Source organism: Aestuariibaculum sediminum, assembly GCF_014596945.1.
Taxonomy (GTDB): domain Bacteria; phylum Bacteroidota; class Bacteroidia; order Flavobacteriales; family Flavobacteriaceae; genus Aestuariibaculum; species Aestuariibaculum sediminum.
The window spans coordinates 306,172-322,566 of record NZ_JACVXB010000002.1; the positions used below are offsets into that span (position 1 = coordinate 306,172).

Genomic DNA, 16,395 nt, shown 5'->3' on the forward strand with positions numbered 1-16,395 from the left:
TAAACGAGGCATCATCCAAAGCATTAATGGTCACGGATTGAGTATCAGAGTTAGGACACGTTCCGTTCGTGGTATAGGTCACGGTATACGTACCTGCAGTAGAGGCCGACACATCGATAACCCCAGTAGACGCGTTTATAGAAAGTCCAGACGTGGAACTAAAGCTACCCCCAGAAAGCCCTGTAATAGTCGGTGTCGGATCACTATCATTTACACAATAGGCCGCAGCGGAATAATTAAATGAGGCATCATCCAAAGCATTAATCGTTACGGATTGGGTATCAGAGTTGGGACACGTCCCATTTGTTGTATAGGTTACCGTATACGTACCTGCATTAGAAGCCGACACATCGATCACCCCGGTAGACGCATTAATAACAAGTCCGGTAGTCGAACTAAAGCTACCCCCAGAAAGCCCTGCAATAGTCGGTGTAGGATCACTATCATTTACACAATAGGCCGCAGCGGAATAACTAAATGAGGCATCATCCAAAGCATTAATGGTCACGGATTGGGTCGCTGAGTTGGGACACGTCCCGTTCGTGGTATAGGTTACCGTATACGTACCAGCGGTAGAAGCTGACACATCGATCACCCCGGTAGCGGCATTTATAGAGAGTCCAGACGTGGAACTAAAGCTACCCCCAGAAAGCCCTGTAATAGTTGGCGTAGGATCGGAATCATCGACGCAGTAAGCTGCAGCGGAATAATTAAACGAGGCATCATCCAAAGCATTAATGGTCACGGATTGAGTATCAGAGTTAGGACACGTTCCGTTCGTGGTATAGGTCACGGTATACGTACCTGCAGTAGAGGCCGACACATCGATAACCCCAGTAGACGCGTTTATAGAAAGTCCAGACGTGGAACTAAAGCTACCCCCAGAAAGCCCTGTAATAGTCGGTGTCGGATCACTATCATTTACACAATAGGCCGCAGCGGAATAATTAAATGAGGCATCATCCAAAGCATTAATCGTTACGGATTGGGTATCAGAGTTGGGACACGTCCCATTTGTTGTATAGGTTACCGTATACGTACCTGCATTAGAAGCCGACACATCGATCACCCCGGTAGACGCATTAATAACAAGTCCGGTAGTCGAACTAAAGCTACCCCCAGAAAGCCCTGCAATAGTCGGTGTAGGATCACTATCATTTACACAATAGGCCGCAGCGGAATAACTAAATGAGGCATCATCCAAAGCATTAATGGTCACGGATTGGGTCGCTGAGTTGGGACACGTCCCGTTCGTGGTATAGGTTACCGTATACGTACCAGCGGTAGAAGCTGACACATCGATCACCCCGGTAGCGGCATTTATAGAGAGTCCAGACGTGGAACTAAAGCTACCCCCAGAAAGCCCTGTAATAGTTGGCGTAGGATCGGAATCATCGACGCAGTAAGCTGCAGCGGAATAATTAAACGAGGCATCATCCGTTGCTAAGACATTTCCTGTGACAGCTATTTGTTTTGTTTGTGCTCCAGTAGATGAGATAGATATATTTCCGGATGTATTTCCTGAAACTCCAGCTTTTAACCGAATATATATGGCTGTGGATGAAACCACACCACTAGATTGAGTAAGCGTTAAACTATTAGTATAGCTAGTGCCATTTAAGGAATACTCGAAATTAGCAAGTGCATTAAAGACAATATCATTCGTTAAATTGGTACCTGAGATACTTATAGCTTGGGCTTCGGATTCAGCACTATTACAAGAAGTAAAATTTGATAGTGATACAGAAATACCAATGTATGGATCCGAACTACCTCTAAAAAGTTGAACGGTAAAAACATTATTATAAATTCCAATCAAGTCAGGATAATTATCATCATTAACATCTACTAGGACATATTGATTAGGTAAATTATTTCCGTTATTATTATAAAAAGATCCGGTAACTAAACTGGAAGTAGGATTACTGAAATTACCGTCCGTATTTTCGGTTAATTTTGGCCTTGGCCAGTAATAATCCGAGGTAATGTGGTCTCGGTCGCTATCCGCATCAATATCCCATAGAATACCATGGGCTCTATTTGGAATTCTGTAATCAGGTGTGGAAGCTAATGCTCCGGAGCCATCATTAAAGAAAAGTAATATATCATTAGAATCATAAATTAGATCTAAGTCTCCATCAAAATCATAATCTAATATTCGTATATCTCCTCCAGAAGAAGACGTACCAATATCGTAAACCAGGTTTCGAGACCAGTTTGAACCGTTAAATGTAATGCTGTATATTTTTGATGTAAAATCGGCATAATAAATCTCATTTATACCATCATTATCAAGATCGGCAGCTGAAGACTGCCTGTTACTTGTCATACCGTCACTACTATTGCCAAAAACGTCAGCTCCTAATGTTTAAGTACCAGAATTATTATTAATGATTTGTGCAACAATATTATTTCCTGTATTTGTTGCAGGAATATTTGAAGTACAAACTATATCATAATCGCCGTCTAAATCATAATCCGTGAATTCAATTAAATGTCCGTTGGTTCCAGCAAGGGAGATTTGTTGTGTTGTAAAATTTCCGCTGCCATCATTACTTAAAATGTATACTATATTGTTACTTCCAGAAGCTACAATATCGGGATCACCATCATTATCTAAATCAGTAACATTGTAATGAAATACGTTATAAGTTCCAAAATTGACCAAAGCATTGGTATAGTTGGCAGCACTGCCAGATCCATCATTAAATAGTATTTGTAAGCCTTCGGGAGTAGTACCTTTTCGGATTAGGAAATCTTGATTACCATCTAAATCAAAATCAGCCACCTCCATTTGAGATCCATTGTTATAACCACTACCTGGAGTAGCTACAATTTTGTAGGTATAAGGGGAAAAACTTGTTGGATCATAAGTTAAGCTTAAACTACCAGCAGTATATTGATTTACAGTAAAGTTTTTTTGGTTGCTTGTTAAATTACCGCAACGTACTTTAATATTGGTGTTTACAGGTGCCGATGGTACTACAAAACTAATTGAGTTGGAGGTTATCGATGTAGGTACGACCTCAATGTTACCTACCACCACTTTTGTGTTAGAGTCATCTATAAAATTACTTCCGGTGATGGTTATTATTTCACCTTTCTCTGCATTGTTAGCAGAAAGAGAAACAATTGTTGGAGGAGAAAGAATTGGATTTACATATACCTTTGAGTATTTAGTAGTGGTATATGTAGTAAAATTTGAAGTGTTTTTATAAGCTTTACTTTGAGTATGATATAAAATAATGATACACAAAGTCAGGCTAACTTTTGTAATAAAATTAACTTTCATTTGTATTTTGATTTTGGGGTTAAATCGTTGTAAAAATACAAAATTCTGTTAGATAAAGTGTTTATTAATACCGATGAAAAATAAACCGTATTGTAATTAGCTGAAAATTAATTATTTATAATGACAGAAAAAACATATTAAATTGTAAGAAAATAAAACGTTTTATCTTGTATTGTATGGTTTTGTTTTGAAAAATTAAGGAAATATTTTGGTTATAATAAAGGATGAAGTATAAAATAACGTGTCAATTGTCGTAGTAATTTAAGGAATCATGGAATTGTGAAGTTTTTCTATTAATTTCTAATGTATCAAAATTTTTAAGAATTAAACGAGCTAAAAAGCATATTATATAGAATGTATATAAATAACATAAAATTTTATAAATATGTCAATTACATTATGAAATTGACTTATTTATAAATGAAAAAGCCATTATTCATTTTCAGAATAACGGCTTTATTTAGTACTAAATAATTTTTGGCTTATTTGTCAATAGCACCTAGAACGCGTCCCATAAAGTTGTTAAGGGCTTCTTTTTTAGGTGTACCATCTTTAATCATTTTATTAACCTCTACAGCACCGTACATATTGGAGATTAATTCTCCAATCACGTCTAATTCTTCATCTTTTAAAGAAGGAACTTCTGTAAGAGCTTCAAGGGTTTCAATGGTTTCAATAACGAAATCTTCGTCATTGTCTTCAATAAACTGGGTTAAATGTTTAATTACTGGTAACTTCATTGACTAAATCTTTTAAAACATCAAATTTGTTAGTTTGCACCTGGTTTACAAAAGCACCTGCCTTAAAAGTAGCGAAAGTAGGTAAATTATCTACTGTGGCTAATTTTCTAGACTCAGGAAACTTTTCCGCATCGGCCATAACAAACGTAATGTTTTCGTTTTCTGTAGCTAATTTTTTGAATTTAGGTTTCATTATGCGACAATTGCCGCACCATGTTGCAGAAAACTGAACAACTACAGTATCATTTTGCGATATAAGTTCTTTTAAATTATCTTGTTCTAATTCTTTAATCATAATTAGATTAGTTTAAGTGTGCTTTTAGGTATTCAGCGGTTCCTGCAGCGTTAGCTTGCATCGCTTGCTTACCTTCTTCCCAGTTTGCAGGACAAACTTCACCTTTTTCTTGAACGTGCGTTAAAGCATCAATTAAACGTAAGTATTCGCTAACATTTCTTCCTAGTGGCATGTTGTTAACGCTTTCATGTTGTACCATACCATCTTCGTCGATTAGGTAAGTAGCTCTGTATGTTACGTTGTCACCTTCAACCTGTACTGTTCCAGTTTCTTCGTCGTAAGTTTCTTTAGTTATATCTAAAATGCCTAAAATACTAGATAAGTTTCTGTTGCTGTCGGCTAATAAAGGGTAAGTTACACCTTCAATTCCTCCGTTATCTTTAGCAGTACTTAACCATGCAAAGTGAACTTCGGGAGTATCACAAGAAGCTCCAATTACGATGGTATTACGTTTTTCGAATTCTCCTAAAGCAGCTTGAAACGCATGTAATTCGGTAGGACATACAAAAGTAAAATCTTTTGGGTACCAGAATAAAAGTACTTTTTTCTTGTTGTTAACAGCTTCTTCCAGAACGTTTACTTTAAAAGTATCGCCTAAATCGTTCATTGCGTCAACGTTTAAATTTGGAAATTTTTTTCCTACTAATGCCATGTTTTTATTATTTATTAAGTTATTTATTTTTTACGCTTGCAAATATAAAAACGGAACATTATTAATTTGAGATACAAAATCTTTAAAATCTATTGTTTAATAGGTTTTAATTATTGAAGCTTATTGTAGTTATAGTATCTTGTTATTTATCAGAGAGTTGTCTTATTTTAATGGAAAGCCCAGCAAATAATAAAGTTGTAAACGGACTTAACCAGTTAAATATCGCGTAACCCATATAATGGAGTGTGTCCACTCCTAAAACGCTACTTTGATATGCACCACAGGTATTCCATGGGATTAATACCGATGTTACTGTCCCTGAGTCTTCAAGGGTACGACTTAAATTTTCGGGAGCTAACCCTTTTTCTCTAAATGCCTTCGCATACATCTTACCTGGTACCACAATGGCCAAATATTGGTCACTCGCAGTGATGTTTAGGGCTAAACAACTAGCCACAGTACTAGCAAATAAGCCAAATGTTGTGTGGAAAAGTTTTAATAAAGATTTTGTGATTCTGGATAAAGCACCAATACCATCCATAATTCCTCCAAAAACCATTGCAGATAAAATTAGTAAAATAGTCCAGATCATACCTGCCATACCACCAGCAGAAAACAAATCGTTTAGCTTTTCGTTTTCGGTTGTAATTTGTGTATCAGTAAAAATAGCATTGATAACGCTATTTGTTTTACTGTCTGATATTTGAATCAAAATATCATTTTGAAAAATAATAGCAAAAATAGCTGCAATTATCACGCCGGTAGTTAAAGCTATAATGGGTTTTGTTTTAAAAAGAATTAAAGCAATAACCACAATTGGAACTATAAACAATAGCGGCGTAATATTAAATGTGGTCTTAATAGTATTTAATAAATTGCCCAAATCTGCATTCCCTGTAGTTTCTATGCTAATACTTAATACAGAGAAAAATATAAGGGTTACAATTAGGGTAGGCACAGTGGTTATACTCATGTAGCGAATGTGCGTAAATAAATCAGTTCCTGCCATAGCTGGAGCTAAGTTTGTAGTATCACTTAAGGGCGACATTTTGTCTCCAAAATATGCTCCTGAAATAACCGCTCCCGCAATCATTCCTGTGTTAATACCCAGTGCAGTGCCAATTCCAACCAGAGCAATACCTACAGTAGCAGATGTTGTCCAGGAGCTTCCTGTAGCAATAGAAATTATAGCACAAATTATTACCGAAGCAGGTAAAAATATAGAGGGATTAAGAACTTGTAGTCCATAATATACCATGGCCGGAATAACACCGCTAACCAACCAAGTACCTGCCAGTGCACCTACCAGAAATAAAATGATAATCGGAACAAATACACTTTTCAAATTTTCCCAAACTTCTTTTAACATTATTGATAAAGTAACTTTGTTTTTAAAACCAACAATTGCTGCAATGCCACCACCAAAAAGTAAAATTATTTGATTAGTATACGAGCCAAACCACTCTTGATCTTCGACAAAAATTATATTAAAAAACAACAAACCAATGAGTATAATTACGGGGATTAAGGCCTCCCAAACACTAAGTTCTTTATTTTTTATCACATGAATATTATCGGCTTCGAACTCTGAAATATTTTTGTCGTCTTGCATTACTTAGGAATTTGAATGTAATGTTACAATTTTGAATGAAGTTACGCAAATTCTATTTTTATAAAGCAAAAAGACAACCTCTAAAGGCTGTCTTTACTTGAATCTAAAAAGAAAAAATTAAACGATAGAGGGTTTTAAAATATGTAACTCAAGCATGCAATCAAACATCATTTTAAAAGTACGTTCTATATCGGCATCTAATCCAATGCTAAAACGAATTAATCCATCGCTTAGCCCCATCGCTTTTTGTTCATCTAACGGGATTTCTGAAGAGGTTGATGTTCCGGGTGCCGAAAATAAGGTTTTATAAAACCCTAAACTTACTGCTAGGTAGCCTAAGTTTTTATGCTGCATGAGTTCCATAAGTTGGTTAGCCTTATCTAAACTACCAACATTTATAGTTAGCATACCTCCAAAACCATAACTTTCGTTCATCATAGATTTAAATAATTGATGGGAAGGGTGTGATTTTAAACCCGGATACACCGTTTTTAATCCTAAATTTTCAAATTTTTTGGCCAGATTTAATGCATTTTTACTGTGCTGTTGCATTCTAATATGCAGTGTTCTTAAGTTTTTTAGTATAGAGCTTGCTCTTAAGCTGTCCATAGTAGGGCCCAATAACATCGTAGCTCCCGTATTTACATCGCGTAAGGCATTAATAAATTTATGGGTTCCACAAATAACTCCGCCAACGGTATCACTGCTGCCATTAATAAATTTGGTTAAGCTGTGGATAACGATATCGGCACCAAGAACTTTAGGCGAAATTGATAAAGGAGAAAATGTGTTATCAACCACCAAAGTAAGTTTATGCTTTTTAGCGAGAATAGATAGTTTTTTTATGTCAGCAACCTCAAGAAGTGGGTTGCTTACTGTTTCACAAAAAATAACTTTTGTGTTATTGGTTATGGCCGCTTCTACTGCAGCTAGATTTGTAATATCAACAAAATTGGTTGAAATTTTAAAACGAGGAAGGAAGTTTTTCAAAAAGGCGTAAGTCCCACCGTAAATCGTTCGACTTGAAATTATATGATCTTCTGCTTGACATAGTTGCAATAACACGCTTGTAATAGCAGCCATGCCAGAAGACGTAACATGTGCAGCTTCAGTGTTTTCCATTGCCGCAAGAGCTTCTCCTAAATATAAATTAGAAGGCGACGAATGTCTTGAATATAAATAACACCCATCGGCATTGCCTTCAAAAGTATCGAACATGGTTTTAGCTGATAAGAAGGTATAAGTAGAAGAATCGGAAACCGAAGGGTTAACGCCTCCAAACTCTCCGAAATATTGTAAATCTTGAATGTTATTTGCTGGTTTAAATGACATGTCTTAAAAGTTAAATGAACCATTAAGTTAGTTTATATTAGATTATTTGTCAATTGATATTTGTTTATATAGATTTTAAATCTATAATTTAATATTATATTAAAAAATATTTCAAATAACATGCGGATATATTTAACTTTAATGAAAATTTTACAATTATGACTTTCGATCATACCGATAAAAAATTGCTGGAATATTTACAAGCAGATAGTAAACAAACCACGAAAGAATTGGCAATGAAGCTTAATTTATCTGTAACGGCTGTTTATGAACGTATAAAAAAATTAGAAAAGGAAGGGTTTATTGAAAAGTATATAACTTTAATTAACAAACAAAAAGTAAATAAATCGTTTGTTGCATTTTGTCATATTAAACTAGAAAAACACACGCAGGATTTTGTGATGACTTTTGAAAAAGAGGTTGCTAATCTTCCTGAAGTTTTGGAGTGTTATCATATTAGCGGCGATTATGATTATTTGCTTAAAGTTGTCATGGAAGATATGAATTCTTTTAGAACTTTTATGGTAAATAAATTAACATCTATAAGCCATATTGGTAGCACACATAGTATGTTCGTGATAAATGAAGTAAAATATAGTACAGCTATTAATTTTATTTAACAAGAAAATTAGGATGCAACAAGGTGTAATCCCTTAAAGGGTATTATATTTTTTCATACTTTTAGTAATTGAACTTTAAACCAATTAAAAATGAAAAAAATTAGTTACACCTTTCTGGGTATTGTAATTGGAGCGTTTTTTACATATTTTTTAACTCCTAAGCATACTAAGGAAATGGATATTTCTGAGGAGATAAGCAAACCAGCAAAAGTAATTACAATAGAAGAAGCTAAAATTTTAAGTAAAAACTGGACTGATAACAGAAAAAAAGTTGTTGATTCTGCAGCTAGGGCACAAGGCGCTACAAAAGACGATACGCGGTCTGGATATTGGACTTTAGACGAAATTGAAGAGTACATTTCATGGGCGCGGCAGGAAGCTACAGATAAAGGGTATAGTATGACTGGTATTCGAGTTTATCTGGGGGTTTATGGGAAAAATCGTGGACAAGCGAAAAGGGACTTAACGACCATGTTTATTGCGCCTACCGGCAATGAAAAAATTGATAGAGGCAGTGTTTTTAGTTTTCAACCTGGAGGAGGAGACATACCTGTAGGTCCATTAAACGATGCAGGCGGTGGACAAACAGGATATCATAATGAATAGAGATAAAAGTATAATAGTTTACAGAACCAATTGGACGATTTTTTAAAAGACTATAATTTTATTTTTTCTACTGGTATTGAAATTTTAGCAGCTGTAACTGGATTAATACTTTACAAAAGGTATAAACAGACAGCTGCTAAATATTTTATTTGGTTTTTAGTGTATTTAACTATTTGTGATTTTGCAAATAATTATGTGCATCACATTAAAAACGATGGTCTTTTTAGTTTTTTAAGAGGAACTGTTTTTATTGCCAATTTTTGGTGGTCAACATTATACTGGAAGATTGGTGCTATCGTATTCTTAGCATTTTATTATCATAAAATATTAAGCAGCAAAGGCTTTAAAGCCGTTGTAAAATATTCAGCTTTCGTGTTTGTGATATTTTCGTTTGTATACATTCTTTTAAATTTCGAAGCATTTTTTAAGCGTTTCTTTCCTGTAATAAGTGTTTTAGGAGCAATAATTATTTTTATGTGTACTATTTTTTATTTTATAGAAGTCTTATTGAGTGATAAAATTCTAACATTTTACAAGTCGTTAAATTTTTACATCAGCTTTGCCATTTTTATTTGGTGGCTTATTATTACGCCCTTAGTATTTTATGATATTTATAATTCTCATTTAGATTGGAATTTTATTTTACTGAAATGGCAAATATATTTAATGGCCAATGTTGCTATGTATTTAACCTTTACTTTTGCTTTAATATGGTGCAGACCACAGAAAAATTAGCTAGTACAGCCTCCGAAAGATATTTATTAATTTATGCCGTGTCGGTAATTTTTATAGTTACGGCTCTTGTGGTGGTTTTTTTTGTGATGTTTTTAAAGCGAAAAAATAAAATCCTATTAGAAAAAATAGAGCAGGAGCAGGCATTTGAAGCAGAAATTGTACAAGCACAAACCGAAACACAAGAGCAAACACTGAAAAATATTGGATGGGAATTACACGATAATATAGGACAATTACTATCGTTTGCACACATGCAACTTAGTATTTTAAAAATGCAGGTAGATGATAATGTTAAAACAAAATTTAAAGATACCTCAGATGCTTTAAAAGAAAGTTTAGCCGAAGTAAGAGCCTTATCAAAAACATTAAATAATGAAGTTGTTTTAAATCAAGGATTTGAAAAATCAATTTTGAATGAATTAAACCGACTTAAAAAAATGAAGTTTAATTCGGCTGAAATGGAAATATTGGGGAATCAGACTGAATTTGCTAACAGAAAGCATGAAATCATCATTTTCAGGATAATTCAGGAGTTTTTATCAAATTCTGTAAAATATTCTGAAGCAAAAAACATTAAAGTTATCTTAAATTATCAGTCTAAAAACTTAGTTGTTATTCTAAAAGATGATGGAAAAGGGTTTGATATGGAAAAAGCAGAGAAAGGTTCTGGACTCATAAATATGAAAAGCCGAGCCAAACTTATAAATGCAGATTTCGATTTACAATCGAAAGAAGGTGGAGGTGTGAAATTGATTATAAATTACCCCATTATTTAAAGGCATGCATCCCAAATAGGATCATTAGGTAGCGGGGCTGTAATACTAATTGGCTCATTTTTTACGGGATGTACGAAAGTAATATGTCTGGCATGCAAATGGATACTCGCATCTTTGTTACTGCGATCGAAACCATATTTTAAATCGCCTTTTATCGGGCAACCTATGCTCGATAATTGAGATCTAATTTGATGATGTCTACCCGTTTCTAAATTAATCTCAAGTAGAACATAATTGTCAAGTTTTTTTAAAATTTTATAATGAAGAATAGCTTTTTTACTATCTTTTACTTCTTTAGAAAAAGCAGTTGATTTATTGTTTTTAGGATTCTTTTTTAACCAGTGAATTAGAGTGTCCTTTTCCTTTGGGGGGGCATTTTTTACCACAGCCCAATAGGTTTTATTAATATCTTTTGAAACAAACAGAGCATTTAATCGGGGCAGGGCTTTACTAGTTTTGGCAAAAATAACTAACCCAGTAGTTGGTCTGTCTAAGCGGTGTACTACTCCTAAATATACATTTCCCGGCTTGTTATATTTTTCTTTTAAATATGCTTTAACAATATCACCAAGAGGTTTATCGCCTGTTTTATCGCCCTGAACTAAATCGCCTGCACGTTTGTTCACGACAATAATATGATTATCCTCGTATAAATTTATTAGGTTGTTTTTATTTGAGATTGTTTTGTCTGCCACAAATACACGAATAGAAATGCTTAATCTACGATTGTTTTAATATTGTTCATTTTCATTAGGAAAATCGACAGCCTTAACATCACTCACATATTGCGCCATGGCATTTGTCATATCTTCATACAAATTTAAATAGCGACGTAAAAATCGAGGGTGAAATTCATGTGTCATACCTAGCATATCATGAACTACCAATACCTGACCATCAACTCCATTACCTGCACCAATGCCAATAATTGGTATGCTAACGCTTTCGGCCACTTGTTTGGCTAATTTCGCAGGGATCTTTTCCAGTACAATAGCAAAACAACCTACTTTTTCAAGCATTTTTGCATCGTCAATTAAACGCTGGGCTTCTTCTTCCTCTTTGGCACGAACGGTATAGGTGCCGAATTTATAAATAGATTGTGGCGTTAACCCTAAATGTCCCATAACAGGAATTCCGGCATGTAAAATCCGTTTAATAGATTCCTTTATTTCTTTTCCTCCTTCAAGTTTAACAGCGTGGCCACCACTTTCTTTCATTATTCTTATAGCCGAACGCAAAGCTTCTTTCGGATCACTTTGGTAAGTTCCAAATGGCAAATCAACAACAATCAATGCTCGCTCGGCGGCTCTAACTACTGATGAGGCATGATAAATCATTTGATCTAAGGTAATGGGTAAGGTAGTTTCGTGGCCTGCCATAACATTGCTGGCCGAATCGCCAACAAGAATGACATCTACACCAGCACCATCCACAATTTTCGCCATAGTATAATCGTATGCAGTTAGCATAGAAATTTTTTCACCATTAGCTTTCATATCAACTAAGGTTTTAACTGTAACGCGTTTATACTCTTTTTTTGCAGTAGACATTATGAAATATTTTGTTTGATAGAGTGCAAAAATACTAAAATGTTAGTCGATTGTTATGGTTTACTGAATTCATTTTTCAACTACTGGATTAATTTTCCATTTACTTTTACATTATTAAATTTTAGATGTTCTATTATAGAGGGATCATAACTATCATTTTCAGCTTTTAATGTAATATCCTCGAAAATAAAATGCGAAAGTTTGTCATACTTGGTTATTTTCATGTCGTAAAAAATGTCACATTCCATATTAATATTTTTCATAGTAATATGATCAGAATATGAAAGAGGAACATCTTTTCTCCCTTTTAAATCGAAAAATTGTGTCCATGGTTTTATGTATATAAAGCTATGAGCCTGACCAGTAATATTTTCAACCGTAATGTATTCGTAGTGTTGCGCTGTATCCGGTCGCATCTTTAACCAGAGTAACCTTTTTGCGTCGGTTACCTGACAATTACGCATTATAATGTTCTTATTATGAATTGCTTCGCTACCATTGGTTAATGCCGCATGACAAAATCCAAATTCACAATCTTCGATAATGATATTAGTATTTTCGCCATTACTTGGATCTTTGTCAGCCCAAGGCCCTTTGCCTCCTTTTAGGGCTATGGCATCGTCATTAACAGCCATATAGCATCCTTTTATCAGCACGTTGTTACATACGTCGATATCTATGGCATCCGTGCTGGGTGCTTTAATTGGCTCGTGTGGCGAAGTTATTCGTAAATCCAGAATTTTTACGTTATTACATTGGTAATAGTGGCTAGACCAAAATCCTGAATTACGCAATTTTACATCTTGTAGTTGCACATTATTACATTTCCATATGAAAACCAAACGCGGTCTAGACACCTCTAAATTGGTGCATTTTGGATTTTCTTCTCTACGTTTCCAAAAGGCTTTCCAAAAATTTAAGCCATTACCGTCTATAGTTCCTTGACCAGTAATAGTAAAACCATCAATTGCTTTTGCGTTGACTAAAGCAGAGAAATACGGAATACTTTGTCCTTCAATACGTGATGGGATAAAGGGATATTGATTGATATCGTCGGAACCTTTTAACACACCATTTTTGGCGATGTGTAAATGCGTGTTTGGTTTAAAAAATAAAGCGCCACTTAAAAATGTGCCTTCAGGAATAACAACAACCCCTCCTCCGTTGCGGTAAGCCTCATCTATGGTGTGTTGAATAGCAGAAGTTTGTAATTTTGTGCTATCGATTACACAGCCAAAATCAAGAATGTTATAAAACTTACCTAAATCGGAAGGATTTATTTTTGAATCATCTTTAAACCAAGGTGAAATAGGAGAGCCGTCAGGAAATAAATCAACATGATTAATTTCGGTTACATCTTGCTTATCCAATGACTTATTTTGTTTGCAGGATAGTAAAAAGAAAGGTAGAATGAATAAACTTCTTTTGCTCCAATTCAGTAAAGTGTTTTGAGTATTTGAAATTCGATTTGATTTCAACAGGATGTCATTTAAATCTTCAAAACGATATGAAAATAAAGACTTTAGTTTTAATAATTGCATAATTAGAATAAACGTTTGTTTGTTGGATTTTTTTGATAAAATGTAAATGTAATAAAAATGTAATGTTCTGTTAAACTTTTCTTTAAATGAGTTATTACATCATGTTTTTGGTTTAATTTTAAGAAAACACAAACCAATGGCACGCTTTATATTTTACATTATCGTTTTTGTTACCTCAGTATTTTACGGTCAGGAAAATGACCAAATAAAAGCAAAACAAACTGTTGAAACATTTTTTGAAGGATTTCATAAAGGAGATACAACGCTTATGAAATCGGTTATGATGGATAATATTGTCTTACAAACGACATATACGAATAAAGATGGAAAGATGATGTTAGTTACCGATGCGCCCGAAACGTTGTTAGAAGCTGTAGCCAATCGGACAGAAGATCAAAAATGGGATGAGCGCCTTTTGGATTTTAATATTCAGGTCGATGGAACGATGGCTAATGTGTGGACGCCTTATGAATTTTGGTTTAATGACACCTTTAGTCATTGCGGAGTCAATAATTTTCAATTATTCAATGATAATGGTAAGTGGAAAATTATCTATTTAATAGATACACGGCGTCGACAAGGTTGTAAAGCGGGGTAAATTAACAATCTACTAAATTTACGCCTACGGCTAATCCTCCTTCTGAGGTTTCTTTATATTTAGAATTCATATCCTTCGCTGTTTCCCACATGGTGGAGACAACTTTATCTATGGGTACTTTTACATTTTCTGGGTTAGTGTCTAAAGCCAGTTCGGCAGCGTGAATAGCTTTTATTGCGCCCATAGAGTTTCGTTCAATACAAGGAACTTGAACTAAACCACCAATAGGGTCGCAAGTAAGTCCTAAATGGTGTTCCATTGCAATTTCGGCAGCGACTAAGACTTGCTCGGGTGTACCGCCTAACAATTCGGTTAAAGCGCCAGCAGCCATAGCTGAAGACACGCCTATTTCGGCCTGACATCCACCCATAGCGGCCGAAATTGTAGCACCCTTTTTAAAGATACTTCCTATTTCGCCAGCAACCAGTAAGAATTTCTTAATATGACTAAAATCGGCTTCATGATTTTCAATAACCATATAGTACATAAGTACCGCAGGGATAACACCTGCACTTCCGTTGGTTGGAGCGGTAACGACCCGACCCAAAGAAGCATTAACCTCATTAACGCTTAAAGCAAAGCAGCTTACCCATTTTAAGATAGACCGAAATTTAACCTCTGTTTTACGAATGGTTTCTAGCCACTCCTGCGGGTTTTCATAAGGTAAATCGCCTTTAAGCTTTAGATGTAAATCGTGTGCTCGCCGTCTCACGTTTAAACCCCCAGGAAGATTACCTTCGGTATGGCACCCAATATACATACATTCCAGCATGGTGTTCCAAATTCTTTTTAATTCGTTGTCAATATCTATTTCGTTGCGTATTGACTTTTCATTTTCCAAAACTAAATCTGAAACCGACCAATTTAAGGTTTTGCAGTAATTAAGTAAATCGGAGCCTAAAGAGACAGGGTAAGGGTACATTTTGAAAATAGCCTTATTTGCTTTTGCATTTTTTCGTTCTTCTTTAACAACAAAGCCACCACCAATGGAATAAAAAGTAGATTTTTTGTTTTTGCCATTTATTTTGGCAGTAAAAACTAGAGCATTAGCATGAAATGGTAAGAATTTTTTATTAAATGTTATTTGGGTTTCCGGATTAAATGAAAGAAGTTTTTCGTTGTTAAAACAGATAGATTTCGATGTTTTTATATTTTCCACGATGCCGTGTATATTATCAGTAGGAACTGTTTCTGGGTCGGCACCGCTTAAGCCTAGCATAACAGCATAATCAGTGGCATGCCCTTTACCTGTGAGGCTTAAAGAACCATATAAGTCTACCGAAATAGATTGTACCTTATCGAAGTTTTTGCTGGCCTTTAATTCACTTATCCATTGCTCGGCAGCCCGCCATGGGCCAAGTGTGTGTGAGCTAGAAGGGCCAACACCTATTTTAAGCATATCAAAAACCGAAATACATTCCATTTAATTCTTGTTAGAGTCCGCACAAATATACAAGAACTTCATCTCGGGTTTTAGTTAAAAAATCATTAAAACTTAGAAATTTTATCAGCGTTTAAAAAGGAGTTTTTACACTTAAAATGTATTTAGGTTATGAGAATTAAACGCTTTAATGTTTAAAGTTTCAATGACATTATTATAATCGTTAAGATTTACACTATCTACATTATCGGCAGGAATAACCACTACACGAAACACCTGGTTCTGTGTCCATTCACCTCCTAAAAGACTGAAATCGATATTACCATCTAAAAAGAACCGTACATCCTCTTGGGTAAAATCGAAATTATAAATTAAAGAGCCTTCCTGAAAAAATATGGTTTGAGGTAAAGCCCTCCAGATGTTTTCATCTCTGTCCCATAAAATATAGACCATAACAACATCAAAAGGATAAACATCGAAGCCATAACTTTCAAAGTATTCATAATTATTAGTTTCATTAAAATTTATTTCAATCTCAAAAGCACTTGAAACGATTAAACCGCCGTCTGCACCAGGAGGGCCAGGTGCCCCTTGAGGACCTTCACAAGCAAAAAGGATAGTTATAAGTAAAATGGAAATTAATTTTTTCATAGCAATAAGTGTTT

General features: G+C 34.8%; 16 protein-coding genes and 1 pseudogene. 5 read left to right on the forward strand and 12 right to left on the reverse strand.

Annotated elements, in window-relative coordinates; genetic code table 11:
• From ICJ83_RS06165 to ICJ83_RS06195, 7 genes and pseudogenes are all read right to left on the reverse strand, one after another.
• A pseudogene (locus tag ICJ83_RS06165) lies at window positions 1–2,329 on the reverse strand (hypothetical protein); the annotation flags it as partial.
• A 39-nt stretch (window positions 2,330–2,368) separates the two neighbouring features.
• On the reverse strand, window positions 2,369–3,292 hold the full coding sequence (locus tag ICJ83_RS06170; protein ID WP_188229506.1) for an FG-GAP-like repeat-containing protein: 924 nt from the start codon (window positions 3,290–3,292) through the stop codon (window positions 2,369–2,371).
• Window positions 3,293–3,774: 482 nt separating this feature from the next.
• Window positions 3,775–4,032 (reverse strand): DUF6952 family protein, encoded by a 258-nt coding sequence (locus ICJ83_RS06175; protein WP_188229507.1) that lies wholly within the window; start codon window positions 4,030–4,032, stop codon window positions 3,775–3,777.
• Window positions 4,013–4,327 (reverse strand): thioredoxin family protein, encoded by a 315-nt coding sequence (locus ICJ83_RS06180; RefSeq protein WP_188229508.1) that lies wholly within the window; start codon window positions 4,325–4,327, stop codon window positions 4,013–4,015. Before ICJ83_RS06180 ends, ICJ83_RS06175 begins: the two co-directional genes overlap by 20 nt.
• Window positions 4,328–4,334: 7 nt before the next feature.
• Window positions 4,335–4,979, reverse strand: a complete 645-nt coding sequence (locus ICJ83_RS06185; protein ID WP_188229509.1) for a peroxiredoxin — start codon at window positions 4,977–4,979, stop codon at window positions 4,335–4,337.
• 142 nt (window positions 4,980–5,121) lie between these two features.
• Entirely contained in the window at window positions 5,122–6,591 is a 1,470-nt protein-coding gene (gene nhaC, locus ICJ83_RS06190) for a Na+/H+ antiporter NhaC (RefSeq protein ID WP_188229510.1), read from the reverse strand.
• A 117-nt stretch (window positions 6,592–6,708) separates the two neighbouring features.
• The gene (locus ICJ83_RS06195; RefSeq protein ID WP_188229511.1) at window positions 6,709–7,923 is read right to left on the reverse strand and encodes an aminotransferase class I/II-fold pyridoxal phosphate-dependent enzyme; all 1,215 of its coding nucleotides are present in this window, start codon (window positions 7,921–7,923) and stop codon (window positions 6,709–6,711) included.
• A gap of 158 nt (window positions 7,924–8,081) precedes the next feature.
• On the opposite strand from ICJ83_RS06195, the gene ICJ83_RS06200 reads away from it, so the two are divergent.
• The 4 genes from ICJ83_RS06200 to ICJ83_RS06215 all read left to right on the forward strand — a co-directional run bounded on the left by ICJ83_RS06200 (window position 8,082) and on the right by ICJ83_RS06215 (window position 10,660).
• Complete coding sequence (locus ICJ83_RS06200; RefSeq protein WP_188229512.1) at window positions 8,082–8,543, forward strand: Lrp/AsnC family transcriptional regulator; 462 nt, start codon at window positions 8,082–8,084, stop codon at window positions 8,541–8,543.
• A gap of 90 nt (window positions 8,544–8,633) precedes the next feature.
• Window positions 8,634–9,149: a hypothetical protein gene (locus ICJ83_RS06205; RefSeq protein ID WP_188229513.1), complete on the forward strand. Its 516-nt coding sequence runs from the start codon at window positions 8,634–8,636 to the stop codon at window positions 9,147–9,149.
• A 30-nt stretch (window positions 9,150–9,179) separates the two neighbouring features.
• Window positions 9,180–9,884, forward strand: coding sequence for a hypothetical protein (locus tag ICJ83_RS06210; protein ID WP_188229514.1), 705 nt, complete (start codon window positions 9,180–9,182; stop codon window positions 9,882–9,884).
• Window positions 9,860–10,660: a sensor histidine kinase gene (locus ICJ83_RS06215; RefSeq protein ID WP_188229515.1), complete on the forward strand. Its 801-nt coding sequence runs from the start codon at window positions 9,860–9,862 to the stop codon at window positions 10,658–10,660. The genes ICJ83_RS06210 and ICJ83_RS06215 overlap by 25 nt, the downstream gene beginning before the upstream one ends.
• Here the strand turns inward: ICJ83_RS06215 and ICJ83_RS06220 are convergent.
• From ICJ83_RS06220 to ICJ83_RS06230, 3 genes are all read right to left on the reverse strand, one after another.
• Window positions 10,657–11,355 (reverse strand): RluA family pseudouridine synthase, encoded by a 699-nt coding sequence (locus tag ICJ83_RS06220; RefSeq protein WP_188229516.1) that lies wholly within the window; start codon window positions 11,353–11,355, stop codon window positions 10,657–10,659. The two genes, ICJ83_RS06215 and ICJ83_RS06220, sit on opposite strands and share 4 nt — an antisense overlap.
• A 36-nt stretch (window positions 11,356–11,391) precedes the next feature.
• Window positions 11,392–12,210: a 3-methyl-2-oxobutanoate hydroxymethyltransferase gene (gene panB, locus ICJ83_RS06225; protein WP_188229517.1), complete on the reverse strand. Its 819-nt coding sequence runs from the start codon at window positions 12,208–12,210 to the stop codon at window positions 11,392–11,394.
• Window positions 12,211–12,290: 80 nt separating this feature from the next.
• Window positions 12,291–13,751 (reverse strand): rhamnogalacturonidase, encoded by a 1,461-nt coding sequence (locus ICJ83_RS06230; RefSeq protein WP_188229518.1) that lies wholly within the window; start codon window positions 13,749–13,751, stop codon window positions 12,291–12,293.
• A gap of 136 nt (window positions 13,752–13,887) precedes the next feature.
• On the opposite strand from ICJ83_RS06230, the gene ICJ83_RS06235 reads away from it, so the two are divergent.
• Window positions 13,888–14,349: a nuclear transport factor 2 family protein gene (locus ICJ83_RS06235; RefSeq protein ID WP_188229519.1), complete on the forward strand. Its 462-nt coding sequence runs from the start codon at window positions 13,888–13,890 to the stop codon at window positions 14,347–14,349.
• 1 nt (window position 14,350) lies between these two features.
• On the opposite strand, the gene ICJ83_RS06240 is transcribed toward ICJ83_RS06235, so the two are convergent.
• Together ICJ83_RS06240 and ICJ83_RS06245 are read right to left on the reverse strand one after the other, a co-directional pair.
• On the reverse strand, window positions 14,351–15,772 hold the full coding sequence (locus ICJ83_RS06240; protein WP_188229520.1) for an L-serine ammonia-lyase: 1,422 nt from the start codon (window positions 15,770–15,772) through the stop codon (window positions 14,351–14,353).
• A 111-nt stretch (window positions 15,773–15,883) separates the two neighbouring features.
• Entirely contained in the window at window positions 15,884–16,381 is a 498-nt protein-coding gene (locus ICJ83_RS06245; protein ID WP_188229521.1) for a hypothetical protein, read from the reverse strand.
• Window positions 16,382–16,395 lie beyond the last annotated feature (14 nt).

What these genes read in the sequence shown, in the direction of transcription:
- ICJ83_RS06170 (WP_188229506.1), bottom strand. Translation starts at nt 3,292, where the DNA reads ATGAAAGTTAATTTTATTACAAAAGTTAGCCTGACTTTGTGTATCATT.
- ICJ83_RS06175 (WP_188229507.1), bottom strand. Translation starts at nt 4,032, where the DNA reads ATGAAGTTACCAGTAATTAAACATTTAACCCAGTTTATTGAAGACAAT.
- ICJ83_RS06180 (WP_188229508.1), bottom strand. Translation starts at nt 4,327, where the DNA reads ATGATTAAAGAATTAGAACAAGATAATTTAAAAGAACTTATATCGCAA.
- ICJ83_RS06185 (WP_188229509.1), bottom strand. Translation starts at nt 4,979, where the DNA reads ATGGCATTAGTAGGAAAAAAATTTCCAAATTTAAACGTTGACGCAATG.
- nhaC (WP_188229510.1), bottom strand. Translation starts at nt 6,591, where the DNA reads ATGCAAGACGACAAAAATATTTCAGAGTTCGAAGCCGATAATATTCAT.
- ICJ83_RS06195 (WP_188229511.1), bottom strand. Translation starts at nt 7,923, where the DNA reads ATGTCATTTAAACCAGCAAATAACATTCAAGATTTACAATATTTCGGA.
- ICJ83_RS06200 (WP_188229512.1), top strand. Translation starts at nt 8,082, where the DNA reads ATGACTTTCGATCATACCGATAAAAAATTGCTGGAATATTTACAAGCA.
- ICJ83_RS06205 (WP_188229513.1), top strand. Translation starts at nt 8,634, where the DNA reads ATGAAAAAAATTAGTTACACCTTTCTGGGTATTGTAATTGGAGCGTTT.
- ICJ83_RS06215 (WP_188229515.1), top strand. Translation starts at nt 9,860, where the DNA reads ATGGTGCAGACCACAGAAAAATTAGCTAGTACAGCCTCCGAAAGATAT.
- panB (WP_188229517.1), bottom strand. Translation starts at nt 12,210, where the DNA reads ATGTCTACTGCAAAAAAAGAGTATAAACGCGTTACAGTTAAAACCTTA.
- ICJ83_RS06230 (WP_188229518.1), bottom strand. Translation starts at nt 13,751, where the DNA reads ATGCAATTATTAAAACTAAAGTCTTTATTTTCATATCGTTTTGAAGAT.
- ICJ83_RS06235 (WP_188229519.1), top strand. Translation starts at nt 13,888, where the DNA reads ATGGCACGCTTTATATTTTACATTATCGTTTTTGTTACCTCAGTATTT.
- ICJ83_RS06240 (WP_188229520.1), bottom strand. Translation starts at nt 15,772, where the DNA reads ATGGAATGTATTTCGGTTTTTGATATGCTTAAAATAGGTGTTGGCCCT.
- ICJ83_RS06245 (WP_188229521.1), bottom strand. Translation starts at nt 16,381, where the DNA reads ATGAAAAAATTAATTTCCATTTTACTTATAACTATCCTTTTTGCTTGT.